The organism is Streptococcus infantis (assembly GCF_001579645.1).
In the GTDB taxonomy this organism is placed as follows: Bacteria; Bacillota; Bacilli; order Lactobacillales; family Streptococcaceae; genus Streptococcus; species Streptococcus infantis_E.
Genome location: NZ_KQ970819.1, coordinates 223,139 through 227,936, shown reverse-complemented (window position 1 = coordinate 227,936; position 4,798 = coordinate 223,139). Strand labels below are relative to the sequence as shown.

Sequence of the window (4,798 nt, the reverse complement as noted above, 5' to 3'; positions counted from 1 at the left end):
GGAATACCTGCCGTTTTAGTGGAAACTCTTGATTCTGTATAGGACATGTCTATAAAGCAGACTGTCTGCTGGAACTTTTTAATTATCAAATTCTTTGACAAATTCCATGCTCAGTTTTTGCATAACTTTTTGCGAAAGTTGATTGAGCAAGGATGTAAAAGAGTAAACTTCTGACAAGCCAGCCTGCTGAAAAGCAAAGTCTAGACAGGCTTGGGCAGCCTCCGTCGCATAACCATCTTGGCTAGTTCAAGCGAATCTGTCAGACCCAGTTTGTTGTCAAGCGTCATTGGCTGTCTCCTTTCATTCAGATTTTCTAAATCCTGTACCAACAGACTTAAAACTTATTGACCGATAAAATCCATCTGCTTCAGATATTAATTCAATCCGTGTCAAAGGATATTTTTTGTGGATCTCCTCAATCAGCTGCTGTCCCAGTCCTTTTCTGCGGTGGGATTTATCAATAATTATTTCAGCTAAAAAGGTCGTCATCACTTCATCCGTCAGATAACGGGCAAAGCCAAGGATTTTCTGGTCCTCTTCAAGCACCAAGTAATGAGACAGATTTGTTGAAAATAGAGATGTCACTTTTTCCTCTGTAAAAGAAAGCCATTTTTCACTTTGATAAAGGCTATAAATAGCTTGACAATCTTTTCTGCTTGCAGGTCTGATAATCATCTTCTATTCCTCCAAATCTGTCAGACTTAATTAACACTCCCCACTGCTTCCGTTACCTTCATAGCAGGTTTGCGTTTTTTGTAGCGGCTGCGGATGGTTTTGAGGTGGTCAGTCGCATAGATGACTTGCTTACGACAAATTCCTTTGACCACGTAGGCTGACACCCACCAAAATTCATTACAAGATTTTTCAAAATCCGTCTCACTAGCTGGATGTATCCAGAAATGCTCTGTACTGGGAGAATATGTCTCAAAAATCCCCTTCTTATCTTATAAAACTGTGAACCCTGCTTCACTATCCATCCACTCTTGAATATACTCCGTAGGACAGAGGGTCAAATCAATCCGATTTCCATCTTCAAATAGCATCAGATAAAGTCGACGGTTGCCTAGGACATTATGCTACTCAATGATACGTTTGCCAAACTGGTCCAACCAAGAAATGTCTCTCGTTAGATTATCTAAATTATCTACGACATAGACAACATCATAATCTTGAAATTCATCTGTTTGAATCTTTTGATTTGTACGCGAACCAGATAGAGCCACAGCATCAACCTGTAACTTTTTAGCTATTTGTAAAATCAGGTCAAGCATTTCCTGGTCAATTCTCATGTTGATACCTGCTCATTTTTTAGTTTAGGATTAAAACGAATATCCCTATAAAATGAGTTTATCTATTAAAATTTCTTCATTTCACATTTTTTTATAAACATCATTTCCTATTATTATCTTCTATAATAAGAAATTCTTTATTTGGAATATTCCATTTTAAGATTGGGGAGTAACTTCAACCAAATTATCTAATTTGAACGCATGGAGTTTTGATTTAGAGTCATACTGAACTACTGCAATCTTTTTATGAAGTTTTTCTATATCCTCAGCAGTGAGTTGTTCTTTTTTTGCGACATCAATAAATCGATTAATTGTATCTTCATCAGATTCTTCACTACTATTGTAATTATAAATTATCATTTCTGCATCAGTCTTTAATATAGAATTGAGGATATTATTCCACCACCAAAAGTCACTATTGCCGATTGATAAACCATATAATATAAATAAATCAGTATCATTGAAGTACGATTTATATCTTCTGTCATTCTGAGCCCAATAGGGCTTTAGAAAATGTTTTGCTAAATATCTTTTATTTTTTTGAGTTATTTGACTACCATTGTCAAACCCAAATAACATTGATTTTGGAACGTTCTGATAACCATGAGGATGGGTGATATTGATCATTAAATAACTGGAGTATTTAGTATCTTTATTTAGATGTGGATTAGCTACATAACCTTCTATCCATTCTCCAGTTTTACAATCAAAAAATTCTTCTAACTTATTTTCTATATCTTTAGGATTTGGATAAAATAGAATCTGCCTATCTGCAAACTTGTGGGGATGCGGATCGAATTGTCCTTTATCTAGCGATAAAATATTATCTAACATCGAAGTATAGTTGAAATTTAAAATTTCCCAGTTAAATAAAGAATAAACTTTGGTTTTACGAGGAAAAGCCAATTTATTGAAATTTATAAAATCTAAATCACCTAAAAAACGGGTGAAAGAATTGAGAGCAATTCCTTTTTCTGTGCTATCATTCCCTAACCTAGCAAGCATATTAGGAGTAACTATTTCATTTAAAAAATTTGAGAACTCGATTTGAAATTGAGTGAAATCTTTAGTCAATTTCTCTATTTCCAGCCATCCAGGTTGATTAAAAATCTCAATTAAGCTATTCTCAAAGTCACTCCAATTTTGCTTGATATTGGGATCTTTTTCATTATCTTTCTTATCCTCAGTCATTTTTTGAAAGATCATATTATCTTTATCAAAATTCTTATGGTAGAGATAATCATAAAAATTTTGATAAGAAGTTCGGTGCTGAGATTCAAGATATTCCATTAACTGAATATCTACACCATTTCCAAAGAGAGCCATGATATTAATTTGTCCATCATTAGCCAGTTCTTTAAATTCTTGATTTGTATAAATATTATAGCCCATATTTTCTTTATCATCCTTTCAAAACACCATCTCCCCACTCTCTTCCAGCGTAAACTTGACATTATCTTCAATCCACTTACGGCGTGGTTCAACCTTGTCACCCATGAGGACATTGACGCGACGTTCTGCGCGTGCTAGATCTTCGATTGTAACACGGATGAGGGTACGCGTTTCTGGGTTCATAGTTGTTTCCCAGAGTTGGTCCGCATTCATTTCACCAAGACCTTTATAACGTTGAAGGGTAGCCCCTTTACCGAACTGCTTACGTAGTTCCTCTAGCTCGCCATCCGTCCAAGCATAGGCCACTTCTTCTTTCTTGCCTTTACCTTTTGACATCTTGTAAAGAGGAGGAAGGGCAATATAGACATGTCCTGCTTCGACTAGTGGACGCATGTAGCGATAAAAGAAGGTTAAGAGAAGGGTTTGAATGTGGGCACCATCGGTGTCCGCATCGGTCATGATAATGATCTTGTCATAGTTGGCATCTTCAAGGGAGAAATCTGCCCCAACACCAGCACCGATGGTATAAATCATGGTGTTGATTTCTTCGTTTTTGAGGATATCTGCCATCTTGGCCTTGGCTGTATTGATGACCTTACCACGAAGAGGCAAGATAGCCTGGAACTTGCGGTCACGACCTTGTTTGGCAGATCCACCGGCAGAGTCCCCCTCGACCAGATAGAGTTCGTTCTTAGCTGGATTTTTAGACTGGGCTGGGGTTAATTTACCAGAAAGTAAGCCCTTGTCTTTTTTATTCTTTTTACCATTTCGGCTCTCATCACGCGCCTTACGAGCCGCTTCACGGGCATCACGGGCCTTGATAGCTTTACGAATCAGATTTGAAGCTAATTCCCCATTTTCCATAAGGAAGAAAGTCAGTTTTTCAGCAACAATACTATCAACGATTGGACGAGCTAGTGGACTTCCTAGTTTATCCTTAGTCTGTCCTTCAAACTGAAGATGTTCTTCGGGAACTAGGATAGAAAGAACAGCCGCTAATCCTTCACGGTAATCCGAACCTTCTAGGTTTTTATCTTTTTCTTTGAGAAGGCCAGTTTTTCGCGCATAGTCATTCATGACTTTGGTAATAGCAGACTTAAGTCCTGTCTCATGCGTTCCACCATCTTTGGTACGGACGTTATTGACAAAGGACAAGATGTTATCTGAAAATCCATCATTGTACTGGAGGGCTACTTCCACTTGGAAACCGTTGTCTTCACCTTCAAAGTAAAGAACTGGCGTCAAGGTTTCCTTGTCTTCATTGAGGTAAGAAACAAAATCCTGCACACCATTCTCATAATGGAATTCAATTGCTTCGTCTGTTCGCTTATCCGTTAATGACAAGGTTACATTTTTCAGAAGAAAGGCTGACTCATTGAGACGCTCTGAAATGGTATTGTACTTGAAGTCTGTCGTAGAAAAAATACTGGCATCTGGCATGAAGGTAACTTTAGTACCTGTCTTAGACTTAGGTGCAGTCCCAACCTTTTCTAGAGTGGTAACTGGCTTGCCTCCATTTTCAAAGCGTTGTTTGTAAACAGCCCCATCACGAGTAATTTCTACCTCTAACCAACTAGAGAGGGCATTGACGACAGAAGATCCAACCCCGTGGAGACCTCCTGATGTCTTATAACCACCCTGACCGAATTTCCCTCCGGCGTGAAGGATGGTAAAGATAACCTCAACCGTTGGAATTCCCATAGCGTGCATTCCAGTCGGCATTCCACGTCCGTGGTCTTGAACCGCTAAACTTCCGTCTTTATTAATGGTCACATCAATACGATCTCCAAACCCAGATAGGGCTTCATCGACCGCATTATCGACAATTTCCCAAACAAGGTGATGTAGTCCAGCACCATCGGTCGATCCGATATACATCCCCGGACGTTTTCGAACCGCATCCAACCCTTCTAGCACCTGAATGGCGTCATCATTATAATTGTTAATATTGATTTCCTTTTTTGACACAAGGAACCTCCTATTTGTTCATCTTTACTATTTTACAGGTTTTCTAGGGATTTTGCAAAATTTTCAAGTTAAAAAGCCTATCCACAAGTCCTTTTTAGTAAAAAAAGCACTCATTTCCACCCTAAAAAAAGAAACCAAGACGAGAGTGG

At 38.3% G+C, this 4,798-nt stretch carries 3 protein-coding genes and 2 pseudogenes; all 5 read right to left on the bottom strand.

What is annotated here, in order from left to right; all coding sequences use genetic code 11:
- Nucleotides 1–15: 15 nt before the first annotated feature.
- Nucleotides 16–234, bottom strand: a pseudogene (locus SINDD18_RS10490) (GNAT family N-acetyltransferase); the annotation flags it as partial.
- Nucleotides 235–300: 66 nt separating this feature from the next.
- Entirely contained in the window at nt 301–675 is a 375-nt protein-coding gene (locus SINDD18_RS05440) for a GNAT family N-acetyltransferase (RefSeq protein WP_061863375.1), read from the bottom strand.
- 91 nt (nt 676–766) lie between these two features.
- Nucleotides 767–1,289, bottom strand: a pseudogene (locus SINDD18_RS05435) (aminoglycoside 6-adenylyltransferase); the annotation flags it as partial.
- 156 nt (nt 1,290–1,445) lie between these two features.
- Nucleotides 1,446–2,681 carry an AbiH family protein gene (locus SINDD18_RS05430; protein WP_061863374.1) on the bottom strand — a complete coding sequence of 412 codons (1,236 nt, stop codon included), beginning with the start codon at nt 2,679–2,681 and terminating at the stop codon, nt 1,446–1,448.
- An 18-nt stretch (nt 2,682–2,699) separates the two neighbouring features.
- On the bottom strand, nt 2,700–4,649 hold the full coding sequence (gene parE / locus SINDD18_RS05425) for a DNA topoisomerase IV subunit B (RefSeq protein ID WP_061863373.1): 1,950 nt from the start codon (nt 4,647–4,649) through the stop codon (nt 2,700–2,702).
- Nucleotides 4,650–4,798 lie beyond the last annotated feature (149 nt).

Bases quoted from the DNA above. Each gene is read 5' to 3' on its own strand.
- SINDD18_RS05440 (WP_061863375.1), bottom strand. From the start codon at position 675: ATGATTATCAGACCTGCAAGCAGAAAAGATTGTCAAGCTATTTATAGC.
- SINDD18_RS05430 (WP_061863374.1), bottom strand. From the start codon at position 2,681: ATGGGCTATAATATTTATACAAATCAAGAATTTAAAGAACTGGCTAAT.